The 13,166-nt window shown below is 67.0% G+C and carries 10 protein-coding genes; 4 read left to right on the plus strand and 6 right to left on the minus strand.

What is annotated here, in order from left to right; all coding sequences use genetic code 11:
- The first annotated feature begins 66 nt into the window (after positions 1 to 66).
- Positions 67 to 1,053: a glycosyltransferase family 9 protein gene (locus OG203_RS02555; RefSeq protein ID WP_405164024.1), complete on the plus strand. Its 987-nt coding sequence runs from the start codon at positions 67 to 69 to the stop codon at positions 1,051 to 1,053.
- Between the two features lie 263 nt (positions 1,054 to 1,316).
- Here the strand turns inward: OG203_RS02555 and OG203_RS02560 are convergent, their stop codons facing one another.
- A complete protein-coding gene (locus OG203_RS02560) occupies positions 1,317 to 2,849 on the minus strand; it encodes an FAD-dependent oxidoreductase (RefSeq protein WP_405164025.1) in 1,533 nt (510 codons plus the stop codon).
- A gap of 114 nt (positions 2,850 to 2,963) precedes the next feature.
- Here OG203_RS02560 and OG203_RS02565 point away from each other — a divergent pair, with 114 nt between their 5' ends.
- The gene (locus tag OG203_RS02565) at positions 2,964 to 3,599 is read left to right on the plus strand and encodes a TetR/AcrR family transcriptional regulator (RefSeq protein ID WP_405164026.1); all 636 of its coding nucleotides are present in this window, start codon (positions 2,964 to 2,966) and stop codon (positions 3,597 to 3,599) included.
- A gap of 509 nt (positions 3,600 to 4,108) precedes the next feature.
- On the opposite strand, the gene OG203_RS02570 is transcribed toward OG203_RS02565, so the two are convergent.
- Entirely contained in the window at positions 4,109 to 4,405 is a 297-nt protein-coding gene (locus OG203_RS02570; protein WP_405167753.1) for an ArsR/SmtB family transcription factor, read from the minus strand.
- Between the two features lie 210 nt (positions 4,406 to 4,615).
- On the opposite strand from OG203_RS02570, the gene OG203_RS02575 reads away from it, so the two are divergent.
- Positions 4,616 to 5,311, plus strand: a complete 696-nt coding sequence (locus tag OG203_RS02575) for a M23 family metallopeptidase (protein ID WP_405164027.1) — start codon at positions 4,616 to 4,618, stop codon at positions 5,309 to 5,311.
- Positions 5,312 to 5,715: 404 nt separating this feature from the next.
- On the opposite strand, the gene OG203_RS02580 is transcribed toward OG203_RS02575, so the two are convergent.
- The 3 genes from OG203_RS02580 to OG203_RS02590 all read right to left on the minus strand — a co-directional run bounded on the left by OG203_RS02580 (position 5,716) and on the right by OG203_RS02590 (position 9,391).
- Positions 5,716 to 6,687: an enoyl-CoA hydratase/isomerase family protein gene (locus OG203_RS02580; protein ID WP_405164028.1), complete on the minus strand. Its 972-nt coding sequence runs from the start codon at positions 6,685 to 6,687 to the stop codon at positions 5,716 to 5,718.
- A 426-nt stretch (positions 6,688 to 7,113) separates the two neighbouring features.
- Positions 7,114 to 7,761, minus strand: a complete 648-nt coding sequence (locus tag OG203_RS02585; protein ID WP_405164029.1) for a TetR/AcrR family transcriptional regulator — start codon at positions 7,759 to 7,761, stop codon at positions 7,114 to 7,116.
- Positions 7,762 to 8,488: 727 nt separating this feature from the next.
- Entirely contained in the window at positions 8,489 to 9,391 is a 903-nt protein-coding gene (locus OG203_RS02590; protein WP_405164030.1) for an alpha/beta fold hydrolase, read from the minus strand.
- A 125-nt stretch (positions 9,392 to 9,516) separates the two neighbouring features.
- Between OG203_RS02590 and OG203_RS02595 the strand changes: the two genes are divergently transcribed.
- A complete protein-coding gene (locus tag OG203_RS02595; protein WP_405164031.1) occupies positions 9,517 to 11,376 on the plus strand; it encodes a Na+/H+ antiporter in 1,860 nt (619 codons plus the stop codon).
- Between the two features lie 613 nt (positions 11,377 to 11,989).
- On the opposite strand, the gene OG203_RS02600 is transcribed toward OG203_RS02595, so the two are convergent.
- Positions 11,990 to 12,538, minus strand: a complete 549-nt coding sequence (locus tag OG203_RS02600; protein WP_405164032.1) for a TetR/AcrR family transcriptional regulator — start codon at positions 12,536 to 12,538, stop codon at positions 11,990 to 11,992.
- Positions 12,539 to 13,166 lie beyond the last annotated feature (628 nt).

Here is a 13,166-nt window from a genome sequence, read left to right on the forward strand (position 1 = left end):
CGTATACGCCCATGGGGTGAGCGGGTGGGTCGGAAATCGTGAGTCTCGGGTGGCTAGGAGAAGAGGGTGGCGGTTGTACTCGTGCTGCAGGCACGGGGCCTTGGTGATCTACTCACCGGGGTCCCGGCGCTCCGTGCGCTGCGCCGCGCCAAGCCACACGACCGCATCGTGCTCGCCGCGCCGCACCGGCTCAAGCCGATCGTCGACCTGATCGCCTCGGTGGACGCGATGGTGCCGACCGCCGAACTCGGCGGACTTCGCTGGGACGCGCCCGGCCCGCAACTCGCCGTCAACCTGCACGGGCCGAGCACCGAAAGCATTGTGCAACTGGAGAAGACGGACCCGGGACGGATCCTCAGCTACCGCAATCCGGCGTTCCCCGAACTGGACGGCCCGGAGTGGCAGACGGACATGCACGATGTCGACCGCTGGTGCCATCTGCTCGAATCCGACGGGATCGTCGCGGACCGGCGCAATCTCGGCCTGGTGCCGCCGGTGTCGACGACCAGCCATCGGGACTGCGTCGTCGTGCACGTCGGCGCGGGTGCACCGGCACGGCGCTGGCCGGCCGATCGATTCGCGGCCGTGGTCCGGCATCTGCTTGTGCTCGGTCGCGAGGTCGTGCTCACCGGGGATGAATACGAACGCGAGATCGCGCTGAACATCGCCGCGCGCGCGGGCCTGCCGATTGGCCGGGTGCTGGCCGGGGAACAGAACCTGATCGAACTGGCCGCCACCGTCGCCGAGGCAGGCCTCGTGATCAGCGGCGACACCGGCGTCGCCCACCTGGCCACCGCGTTCGGCACGCGCACCGTCCAGATCTTCGGCCCGACCCCGCCGCGCTGGGGTGGACCGCCACCGCATCTGCTGAACCGGCATGTAGTCCTCTGGGCCGGTCAACTCGGCGATCCCGACGCCGACACCCCCGACCCCGGCCTGCTGCGGATCGGCGTCACCGAGGTGATCAACGCCGTCGATAAGCAGCTCAACAAGCGCAACTGGCCCGGCACCGGTACCCAACCGCGTCGGAGTACCTACCGCCGCGTCGGCTGACGGTTCCACCCGCCGTCGGCGAAACGACCGCGAGCCGGTCTTGATCAACGACAGCGACCCAGTGGGAATCTGAGAACTCGGTTGCCGGTCGGCGTGGATGCCTCGGGACCGCCTGGGCGCAGTTGCCCCACGACTTCCCGCCTCCGAAGACCGTCTACGGCATATACCGGCCGTGGACGAACCGATGGTGCCGCGCGAACACACGCGCCACATCGCCGGCGCAATCGCTCCAGCCACGCATCTTCGCCGACCGGCGGCCGAGTTCAGGCAATCACGGACGCGTCGGTCGGTGACCCGAACCAGCCGGTGAGCGCGTCGATGAGGCCAGCCGGATCGGCGTCCGCCGACGCCCACGCGACGTAGCCGTCGGGGCGGATCAGCAGGGCGGCAAGATCGTCGGACGCGGTAGTTCGGGCGTTGACAACCCGGACTCGATCGGTGAAACCCGCTGCGATGGAGCAGATTTCGGCCGAGTTGCCCAGGTCCAGCAACAGCCCGCGTCCATCCCGCAGCAGCGCCGTCACTGGACCGGAGCCGGTCAGCTCCAAGGCCGGAACGAACCGGCCGACCAACGGGTGTGCCGCCGTCGGCGCGTAGTCGATATCGGTGCCGTTGGCCATTGCTATGAAGTGCCGCATGGCATCCGGGATCGCCAGCACCTCGTGCAGCACCTCACGTAGCCCGTCTACCTGTGGTCCGGGGCGCATCAACGCAACTTGGGCCCGGGTGTTGCGCAGGACGCGGGTCGCCACCGGGTGCCGTTCGGCGGTGTAGGTGTCCAGCAGTCGCTGCGGCGCACGGCCACCGGTCACGAGCGCAAGCTTCCATCCCAGGTTCACCGCGTCCTGCAGACCGAGGTTGAGCCCTTGACCACCGATCGGCGAGTGGACGTGGGCAGCGTCACCGGCGAGCAGGATCCGGCCGCGCCGGTAGTCCGCAGCCTGGCGAGTGTTGTCGCTGTACCGAATCCCGACCTCGAACGCGGTGACGACCGCCTCGACTCCGCTCGCCCGCCGGATGCTGGCCTGCATCTCCTCGGCCGTCACCGGCAGGTCACACCCGTCGGGCCCGCCGTCGAATTCGATGGTGGCGATCTCACCAGGTACCAGCGACAGATTGACCACCCCACCTGAACTGCGCAGCGATGACGAAATGCCTTCCGGGTCGGCGAGGTCGGCCACCGCGGTGCGCCCGGTCATCGTCGGCGGCGTGCCAGGGAAGTCGATGCCGGCCCGCTTACGGACGACGCTGCGGCCGCCATCGCACCCGACCAGGTATGCCGCACGGAAGCGACGGCCGTCGGCCAGCACCGCCGTCACGGTGTCGCCCTCGTCGACGACATCGACGACCGCACAGCCGGACCGGATCCGGACGCCGAGCTCCCGCGCCCGGTCGGCCAGAATCCGTTCCAGCAGATGCTGTTTGAGCAGGAGGTTCCCAGCGATGCCGCTCGGTTCGTCGTCCTCGACGAGCGGCAGCCCGCTGAAGTGTCCCCGGGCCCTGCCTTGCGCGAGCAGGGGCACCAACGTGCCGACCGCATCCGCACTATCGGGATCGCTCGCGGCGGCAAACTGATCGAGCATCTCCCACTGCGCCTTGGCCAGTGGTCCGGTCAGCCCACGCAGCGCCAGCGTCTGGGCGCTGCGCCCATTGATGCCGCGCAGGCCAAGGCTGCGCGACCGGCGCTCGGCGGCGTCGGCCGCCTCGAGCACCAGCGGCTCCGCCCCGCCCAGTTTCAACTCGCCGGCCAGCAGTAATCCGACCGGCCCTGCCCCCACTACCAGTACGTCGATCACGGATCAATCTCCCCGTCTAGGTTGCGTACTTACGCTGTAAGTACAGACTTACACTGTAAGCTCTGTCAAGTGGTTCACGGAGACCAGAGACAACAGAGGCCCCATCGCGCACCGTTGAGCCGGGAGCGGATCCTGGACGCAGCCCTGGCCGTGGCCGGCGAGCACGGCTTGGCCGGACTATCGATGCGCAGGCTGGCGAAATCGCTGGGGGTCGAGGCGATGTCGCTCTACAACCACGTATCGAGCAAAGCTGATGTCCTCGACGGGATCTGCGAGCGAGTGTTCAGCGAGATCGACTCCCCAGACCCGGCGCTGCCGTGGCCGGACCAGGTTCGCGCTGTGGCCACGAGCATGCACCGCGCACTGCGCCGCCACCCGATGGTGCCGCTGGCACTGGTCACCGACCAATCCAACCCGACGTCAACGCGGGCGCTGCGGCCGATCAACGACCTGGCCGCAGCCCTGCACGAGGCCGGATTCCAGGACAACGACCTGCGATGCGCGCTCGGCGCGGTGAACAACGTGATCTTCGGCTCGCTCCTGCTGTCAACCGCCGGGTTCACCACCGATCAACAGACCCATACCGACCAGCAGGTCACGGTATACCGAGACCGGATCGACCCGGCACAACTGCCCGATTTCAGCCGGCTGCTGCAGACCCTGCCGTCCGCCGACCCGGAGGCAGACTTCCAGCGGATGCTGGACATGCTGATCAGCGGGCTCGTCGCCACCGCCCGGCCCGACACGTAACCTGATCGTCGCCCACTGCTTCTATCACGCTGTACCGGTGGCACATTGGGTGCCGAAGCTGACACCAGGTGATGTGCGCGTTCGACGCGAACTGGATCGGTACGATCGCCCCGCCTACCACCGCTTCCAGTTCGATCGCGCCACCAGGATCGGATTGGGCGGTCCGCCGACAGGCCGGCGAAACGACCGTGGCCGGTCATGATCAACGACAGCGACCCAGAGGCTGACGTCAGCGCGAGTGGGCCACCCGCCGTCGGCAGGCCGCGCGACCAACGACATCACCGATGCTCTGGCAGGTTGGGCCTGCGTTACGGTCTGATCCTGATCGATGGCAGGACCGCGTGATACTGCCGGAAACGCCCGTCACGCTGCACGGTCTGCAACGCTGCACAGTCGCCGGTGATGCGATCGGGCCAAGCCAAGTACGCCCGCGGACGGTTGGCAATTCCGCGAGAGCGTCCGGTTGGTAGGCGGCCGATGTTGGTTGACGGCAACGCAATCGGGCTTATTCAGAGGCTGGCGTCGGTGCGGGCGGTCTGGAGTGCGGCGGAGTAGGCGGCCAGGGCGCTCGGCCAGAACTGGTCCAGGTAGTCGCGGGCATCGCTCAGCCCGCGCGGGTCGAGGGAGTAGAGGCGGCGGTTGCCGTCGGGGCGCATCATCACCAGGCGGGCCTCGCGGAGGACGCGCAGGTGCTGGGAGACGGCAGAGCTGGTCACGCCGGTGAGTTCCGCGAGTTCGCCGACCGCGCGCGGGGCCTGCGGAAGCGCCTCGAAGATGGCGCGGCGGGTCGGGTCGGACAGCGCCATGAGGGCACGGACTCCATTAGTCGCCACTGAAATAGTGTGATCAGCTAGCGACCATTTGGTCAACTGGGCGCAATACGGAGTTCCCCCAGGTGAACACGCGAGGCATGCGTCTGCGTTACATACTTGTAATACGTGAACTGGGCTTTCACACGACTGTGACGGTAGCCATACGATTGCGGAACGTGCATGAGCCTCCCGTACGTTCGTTCCATGCCCGTGACCGTTCCGTTATCTTCTCGTCGGGGCGCGACCCGGACTCGACGCCACCGTGCCGCCACCCGCGCGGTGGCCGTGTCCGCGGTCGTCAGCGCCTCGCTCGGCGTCCTCGCCGCCGCCGATCAGCAATCGACCTCCGGCCATCTGACCGCCGGAAAGCACGCCTCCGTCGACGTGGCAACGCAGGCCATGTTCACCGCCTTCACCCCGCGCGAAGCGCAGATGCCGCAGACCGTGCCGAACAACGTCGTGTGGGAACAGCACCGCCTCGCCGCCGAAGCCGCCAGACCCAAGACCGTTCGCCCCATCGCCGGCGTGCTGACCTCCACCTTCGGCGTGCGCTGGGGCGCACTGCACGCGGGCCTCGACCTGGCCGACCCGATCGGCACGCCGATCGCCGCAGTCACCGACGGCGTCGTGATCGAGGCCGGACCGGCCAGCGGCTTCGGCATGTGGGTTCGGGTGCAGCAGGACGACGGCACCATCGGCATCTACGGCCACGTCAACGAAACCCTCGCCACCGTCGGCCAGCAGGTCCGCGCGGGCGACATCATCGCCACCGTCGGCAACCGCGGCTTCTCCACCGGTCCGCACCTGCACTACGAAATCCACCTCCCCAGCGGCGAGCCGATCGACCCACTCCCCTGGCTCGCCACCCGCGGCATCGACGTCCAGGGCAACACGCCCTAGCCCGGCACCTTCACGAGTCGATGAGGGGCTCGCGAACGGTAGCGCTGGAACGCCCCGGCCGTGAACGTGTCAACGGTGACATGTTCACGGGCGGGGCGTTCGCGCGCGAGGGACATGGCCCCTGTGTGATCAACGGCGCATGACCTCTAGCGTTGCGCGAGTAGAGATCTCGATCAGGTGCCGTTGATCATGGAAGCCACGCACCGCAGACCGGCCCGCCGTGTGACTGCCGATTGCCGCAGCACACGTCCCGCAGTGCGGCTCGTGTCGCGCGACAGACCTCGCGTCGGGCTACGCACCGAATCGTTGACTGATTCACGCGCGGCGCAATAGATGTTGCGCGGCAAGCCTTCTCGATTCGATCCAGGCCAGCTTGTTGGATACTTCGCGGTGAGCCGGGTCGATCAGTCGCCGACCTGGTCGACGCGGGTGCCGTCGAGCCAGGGCTTGAGCTCGGCGAGGAATGGGGTGTCGCCGAGGCGTTCGAGGTCGTCGAGGAAGGCCGTGGTGGTGCGGCCTGCGGCGGCGGTGGTGCCCGCGGAGATGAATCCGGCTTGCTCGCGGTCGAGGCCCCGGGACAGTGACTTGTCGGTGCCGAAGTAGATGGCGCGCTTGGCTTCTGCGATCGCGACGGGGTTACGCGTGGCCAATCGTGCTGCGGTCGCTTGGGTTTCGGCCAGGAGCTGATCTTCCGGTACCAGCCGATGCACCAGGCCGAGCCGGTAACCTTCCCGCGCCGACAGCGGTGCGCCTTCGAGGGTTACCTCAATTGCCTTGGCGGCGCCCAAGAGTCGGGACAGGCGTTGGGTTCCGCCACCGCCGGGGATCAGGTTGGCCAGTGTCTCGATCTGACCGAGTTTGACGTGGTCGGCGTCGGCGGCATACCGCAGGTCGCAGGACAGCGCGATCTCGTGACCGCCGCCGAGCGCGGGACCGTTGATCGCGGCCAGGTACACCACCGCGGAACGATTCATCCGCAGCGTGGTCCGCTTCCAACGATGCCCCCACACCAGTCCGGCGCCGAGCCCACCACCGAAACGTTCCGCCAATCGCGTCGCGCCGGGCAGCCGCATCGCCACATCGCCGACCCGCAGGAACGGTGCGACAACCCGCGCGGGGATGAACGGATGCGGCAGCTCGACCATGCCGATGAGCGCGCGCGGGTCAGCGTGGGTGAGGAACCGGCCGGGCAGCCCGCCGGTGAGCACGACCGCGCCGACGGTGTCGTCGGCGTCGACCGCGGCGGTCAGCGCATCCAGATCACGGACGAACGCGGGAGTGGCGAAGTTGAGCGGCGGCGCGACGACCCGCGCCGTCAGCACCCGCCCGTCCTGCACCAATTCGATGGTCTCCAGTTGGCGATCGGCGGCGGACATCGGCGGCTCCTTCGATGCGCTGGTCAACGATCGGACCGCGAGAATGCTTCGGCACAAACCCGATTCACGCGAACCCGATCCTGATTATGGTATCCACCATAATAGGTGTGTCAAGGAGTACCACCCACCCCGCCCACCGGATGCTCGTCGAATGAACACCCCCGGCCCACACACTCGAAAACCGCACCCTCTCTCGGGATTTGCACTCCTTCTGGGCGTCTGCAGTGACTTGGGTTCAAGGGGTGATTGCAACACCTGATCTGCGAGGAGCGTTGTGATGGGGTTTCGATGTTGCGGGCCAAGGTTGACCGGTTTTGGGGTTTACAGAGGGTGTCGCCTGGTCGGGCGGGTGTGTCGGTGGGGTGCGGATCCTCAGACGGTGCGGCATGCAACCGGCGCACCATCGGTCGGATGTGCCAGCCTGCGCTAAATGGATCCAGGCGAGACTGGCTCTGACGCTATACGGGTGATGGCAGAGATCAAGTCACGGAGTTCGCGGATGACGTTGTCGAGCGGCGTGATGTCGCGCTGGGCTCGACACAAGGCGATCGCACCCTCGATGGCGGCGACGGTAAGGGTGGCCAGGCTGCTCGCGCGGAGGTCGGAAATGTCGTCGCGGACGAGCATATCGGCGAGAGCGCGTTGCCAGCGGGCGAAGACATCGGCGGCGGCACGCGCGAATTCCGGTGCGTCGTCATTGGTTTCGACCGCGACGGCGAACACCGGGCAGCCTTCGCGGAAGTCGCTGTCGATCAACGTCTGCCGCCACACCGCGCCGAACAGGTCGAGTGCGGTCACCGGGTCGTTGTCGAGGGCAAGCTGCTCGATGAACTCGGACATGAGCGCCCCCGCCGCCACGACCGCGTCATTGATCAGCTCCGTGCGCCCACCGGGAAAGTGGTGATACACCGACCCGCGCGGCGCCCCGGTACTGCTGAGCACCCGATCCACACTCGTCGCGCTGGCACCGTGAACCCGCAACGACTCGACCGCGCCCTCGATCATCCGCCGCCGCGCATCACCCGCACGCGGACGTACCGAACTGTCACTACGCGCTCGACGTGTCCCTGCCATATCGCCATGTTATGGGATATGCCATAAACGTGACGCCGACCGGGCTGAGCGGCCGCTCGAGCGGCGGTCCGGCGATGACCGCCAGGTCCGGCGATGACCGCCAGGTCCGGCGAGCCTAGCAACACTCCTTACGTCGCCCGATCTGTACTCGAACGTTCGATCCGCAGCACCCGCCCCTACCCCCACCGTTCCGCCGAGACATCGACCAACCCGGCACTACGCCCCCGGAGACGTGCCCACATCGACGATGAATCCCCAACGCTGGACACCGCCACCCACTCCCCCGCGAGCGCGCCAAACCCATAGCACCCCACCACTTCCCGCACCCACCCGATTCGAGCTACTGGGCCCCGGGCCCGACGATGTAGCGCTCGGCCCGGATGGACGGCTGATCTTAACCGCGAAGTTGGGCGACAACCGCCAAGTCCAGCAACAACCTCGATGATCAGCAACGGTCACTCGGTACGGCGACGACCTCGGCGCCGAGTACACCGCCCGACCTGCTCCACCCGCGCGCGCGGTTAGTCGGCCGACCCGCGCGCTCAGCGGACCACGCGCGCGATCCGAGACTTCCGGCGATGCCCAGCGCAGCTCCAGCACGTCGGCGATCGACTTGCCGCGCAAGCCGGGAAGCCCGGCCAGTCAGCGAACGCCATGACCGCCGAGGAAGCACTGGGTTATGGCGAGTCGCCACCTCTGTCCCGTCACTCTCCAGATTCGCACATGGTCAGATGGTGCGGTGCGGCACCCGGGTGGCATGGAAGTCGAGGAAAGCCGTCAGGGTATCGGCGGGCGCTTCCACCTGCGGATAGTGACCGACCTTCGGAAGTTCCACGACATCAGGATTCGGAATCAGCTCGCGGTAACGACGAACCATGTGCGCACCGGAGACCGGGTCGAGCAGGCCGTCGATGAGGCGCACCGGTAACTGAGTATCACGCAGCGCGCCGACCCAGCGCTCGCGGTATTGACGACGCTCGCTCATATAACGAATCAGCTTGTGCCCGTTACGTTTACCGCGCTTGCCGCACCACAGCGTCCAGAACTGGTCCAGCTCTTCTCGACTCGGCTTGGTGTCTGGCCCGAAGACCGACGACAAGCTGGCCGTATACGCGCGCTCGGTGGCCAAGAAACTGACCAGCGGTCCGAGCGGACTCGCCAACAGCCGCTGCACCAACCGGGGACGATGCGTCTCCGGGAACAATCCCCCATTGAGCAGGCACACCGATTCGACCACCAGCGACTCGTCACCCGCGGTACGGCGTTCGGCGTCGCGGGCCAGCAATTCCTGCGCAACGGTGTCGCCGTAGTCGTGGGCGAGGATGTGGAACCGGTCGATTCCCTGCTCTCGCAAGAGATTCTCGTGAATATCGGCCTGATCGGCGATCGAGTACAGGTAATTGCGTGGCTTGGCCGACCAGCCGAAGCCGATCATGTCCGGCGCGAGCACCCTGGCAAACCGCTCGCAGAGGCCGGGCCAGACGCGGTGCCAGTCCCAGGACGCGGTCGGGAATCCGTGGATGCAGACCAGTGTGCCGTCGGCACCACCGCCGTCGTCGCGATAGAAGATCTGGTGGCCGCGGTGGGTGAACCGCCTGCCGTTCGCCCGCCAGGACGCAAACTCCTCCATGCCTACCTCCTTGTCGCCGACAAGCATGGCCCCTGAACCCCTCCGGCACAGGAAATCCGTCGACACCGGACGTGTCATGTACTGCGGCCAGAGTTGCCGTCGGTGCGCTCTGCGAGAATGCGACGGTGCATGTCGCGATCGGCCTAGTGGTTCTTGTTGCTTCTGCGGCAGCGTTGGCGGCGCTCGCCCGCCGTTTCGGAGTGTCCGAGCCATTGGTTTTGACCCTGGCCGGGGTCGCGGCGTCGTATCTGCCGTTCGTGCCGGAGATCCATCCCGATCCGGAGATCATCCTGCTCGGTTTGCTGCCGCCGCTGCTGTATACGGCGGCGATCCGCACGTCGCTGGTGGATTTCCGGGCCAATCTGCGCACCATCGCATCACTGTCGGTGGGGTTGGTGCTGTTCAGTACCTTTGCCGTCGCGACGGTGGTGTGGTGGTTGCTTCCGGTGCCGTTCGCGGTCGCGGTGGCACTCGGCGCGGTGGTCGCGCCGCCGGATGCGGTGGCCGCGACGGCGGTGGCCAGGCGGATCGGGATGCCGCGCCAGATCGTCACGATCCTCGAGGACGAGTCGCTGTTCAACGACGCGACCGCGCTGGTGGCATTGCGCACGGCGATCGCCGCGTCGGCCGGAACGGTGTCGGTGTGGCAGGCGGGCGGCGACTTCCTGCTCGCCGCGGGCGGTGGTGCCGCGGTGGGTGTCGTCGTGGCGTATCTGCTTGCGCTGCTTCGTCGTCGGATCACCGACCCGGTGCTCGATACCACGCTGTCGTTCCTGGCGCCGTTCGCGGCGTACCTGCCCGCCGAAGGGATCGGCGCGTCCGGTGTGATCGCGGTGGTCACCTGCGGCATGATCCTCGGGCACGGTGCACCGGTGTGGCAGAGCGCGGCGTCGCGCATCGCGGAACGCACCAATTGGCGCACCATCCAGTTCATTCTGGAGAGTTCGGTGTTCGTGATCATCGGGTTGCAGGTGCGCGCGATCCTCGAGGGTGCGTGGAGCAGCGGGCTCGATCATCGGACCGTGGTGGTGGCCGCGATCGGGGTGCTGCTGGCGACGATGCTGGCGCGTCCGTTGTGGATCTTCCCGTGGTCGTTGCTGATTCGCCGACTCGGACGCCATACCGGAGGCGTGCCGATCGAGAATTCCACGGTGGTGTCGTGGGCTGGCATGCGCGGCGTGGTCACCCTCGCCGCGGTGCTGCTGCTGCCCGAGGACACCCCGCAGCTGCCCGTGTTGAAACTGCTCGCGCTGGTCGTCGTCGCGGGAACGTTACTGCTGCAAGGTACTTCGCTGCCATGGCTGGTGAAGCTGCTGCACCTGCGTGGGCCGAGTCGCGCGGAAAACGCGCTGCAGAAGGCGAATCTGCTCCAGCAGGCGACTACGGCGGGGCTCACCGAACTCGAGAAGTGGATCACCCAGGAAACACCGGCGTCGGTTATCGATTCGCTGCGCGACCGGGTCACCTGGAAGACCAACGCCGCCTGGGAACGCCTCGGCCGATCCGAATCCGAACTGGCCACCCCGACCGCCGAGTACCGGCGGCTGCGCTTGGAGATGCTGCGCGCGGAACGGGAAACCGTGCTGCGCGTACGTGATTCGGGCGGGGCCGACTACGAGATCCTGCAATACGTGCTGGCCCGGCTCGACCTCGAGGAATCGATGATCGACCGATACGACGAGACCGAAGAAGAACGTCTCGAACCACTCGCCGCCCCCACCGCAGGCGATACCTGCGTGCATCTCCAAGACGCACCACTGGTGATGGAGCCGGAGGGGCCAGATGTCTGCGCCGAATGCCTGGCCGAGGGGCTGAGCTGGGTGCACCTGCGAATGTGCCTGTCCTGCAGCAACATTGCCTGCTGCGAGTCCTCGGTCGGCAATCACGCGGCCAAGCATTACGGCAGCACCGAGCACCCCGTGATGCGCAGCGTCGAGCCCGGCGAGGCGTGGCGCTGGTGCTATGTGGACGAGTTGCTGGGCTGAGACCGCAGAGCCGCACCACCCTGCGACACTTCACAATTCGAGCACCTCTCGACGAAACGGGGGCGCGGATGTCGTTGCCACGCACAATGTCGCACGGCGCACACAGAATCGCCAGCAGTTTCGCGCGCAGCACGAGGAAACGTGCGCGGCAACTCCCGCATACAAGCGCGACCGACGCGGTTAGCGGCGCCACGCCAGCAGCGCGGCACTACACCAACAGTGCTCCGCACGGCGGCACTCCGCAGTCATCGAGACTGCGCAATTGGCGCGATGAAGTCCATCAGCCCTTGGCTGCCCGCAGCGCGCACGGTCAGGGGCGCGCATCGCGGCGTCACGGCATCGCAGCGTCACGACGTCACGTCACGTCACGTCACGTCACGTCACGTCACGTCACGTCACGGCTGCACGGCTGCACGGCTGCACGGCTGCACGGCTGCACGGCTGCACGGCTGCACGGCTGCACGGCTGCACGGCTGCACGGCTGCACGGCTGCACGGCTGCACGGCTGCACGGCTGCACGGCTGCACGGCTGCACGGCTGCACGGCTGCACGGCTGCACGGAACGTGCATACTCGATGTAGTCAGCGGCGTTGCACTGTAACGGAATTCGCGGTCAGCGGTGGGCGTGGGAGTAGATCAGGCGGGCGTATTCGTTGAGCAGTTTGTCCAGGGAGATGACTTCCCCGCTTGCGGCGATCTGCTGGTAGCCGATCAGCATTGCCATGCCGAGTGAGGTCACCACCGCGGTGGTGTCGTTGTCGCCGACGACACCCAGAATCGCCTTGTGCACAGTGCGCCTGCGTGATTCGTCGACTCGCTTGAGTGCCAGGTTCACCGATTCGTCGTTGGCGGCCCAGGCGCGGATCGCGGCTTCGGCGGCGTGGTGCAGGCCGACGGCGAGGTCGGACATGGCGCGGATGTCGTCGTCGGGGTTGCCCTGGTTGAAGTTCAGGGTGCGCAGGATCAGTACCTGACGGTTCTCCCAGTGCTCGAGCAGTGCGTCGACGAAGCCCTGCCAGCTGCCGAAGTGGTGATAGAACGAGCCGCTGGTGACGCCGAGTCTGCGGCACAGCACACCGATGTTGAGCCCCTTGAAACCGAGTTCGGCGAGCACCTCCAGAGCGGTGTCGAAGTACTGCTCCTTGGTGACCACACGTGACATGCCGGGCGCCGTTCTGTTCGTTCGGGCAGGGGTGCGAGGACCGAACAGTACCCCATTGTCTCGTCGGCTCGTACGAGGATATCCAAGCTGCGCCACGACCATTCGAGCGACCCCGAGTACCTGTAACTTGACGAAATATCTAGTGCGCGTGCGCAATCGAGCGACTGCCGACAATGGCTCGGCGATGCGCGACCGATCAGGATTCGCCCGCACGCCAGGTTTCACCCGACCGCCAGGGGTTCGCCCGACCGCCCAGTGTCGTCCGCCCGCCGGGTTTCGCCGACCGCCAAGTTCGTCCGCCCGCCAGAGTTCGCCCGCCAAGTTTCACCCGACTACCGGAGGCGGACCAAAGACACTCGCAACCCAGGCAGCGAGCGCGCCCATGGCCATCCTGGACTTCCCGTCAATGCCCGACAATCGAAACGAACCCGGACACGCCGGAGCCGAAAGCACGCGCGAACACCCCAGCCAACCGAGCGTCCACGCGTGAATCACCGGCGGCAAGCCACGCGGCCACGTCCGATTACCGGTTGGAGCTAGCGCGCCAACGCCTGATTAACCGGAGTAAGCCACGCGGCCAGGCCCAATTACCTACGGGACCGAGAGTGCGCGCCTGAATCACCGGCGC

Source organism: Nocardia sp. NBC_01499, from assembly GCF_045040275.1.
GTDB lineage: Bacteria > Actinomycetota > Actinomycetes > Mycobacteriales > Mycobacteriaceae > Nocardia.